The 374-nt window shown below is 57.8% G+C and carries 1 protein-coding gene; it reads right to left on the bottom strand.

Features of this window, described 5'->3' with window-relative positions; translation table 11 throughout:
- Positions 1 to 374: AMP-binding protein (locus D5S11_RS19740; RefSeq protein WP_164833870.1), on the bottom strand; the 374-nt coding region annotated here is incomplete at both ends.

Raw genomic sequence — 374 nt, 5'->3', positions numbered from 1 at the left:
GTCCGTCCGCTGTCCCGTTTTCGGTCACAGACGTAAAACGCCGCATCAACCGTCGCTTCCGTCGGCCCGTAGCCGTGAATGAGCACGGTCTCCGGCAGAAGATCGGCAAACCGGGCAGCCGTAAGCGGTGAAAGAGCTTCCCCTCCGGCAAACACGCGTGTCAAGGTTCTGCCGAGGCGTGTTCTTGTTTCCGCAGGCTCTGTTTCCAGCGCGTCTAAAAAGCTGTTGACCATCGCCGGAATAAAATGCGCGGTCGTCACCTTTTCTGAGGCAAACGCTTCAATCATCCGCACAGGATCTTTCTCCCAGCCGGCAGGAAGCAGATACACGGAGGCGCCGGACATCGTCCACCAAAACAATTGCCAGATGGAAGC

This window comes from Bacillus sp. L75, from assembly GCF_003676355.1.
Taxonomy (GTDB): Bacteria; Bacillota; Bacilli; order Bacillales; family Bacillaceae; genus Bacillus; species Bacillus velezensis.
This window is presented reverse-complemented; position numbering and strand designations above follow the sequence as displayed.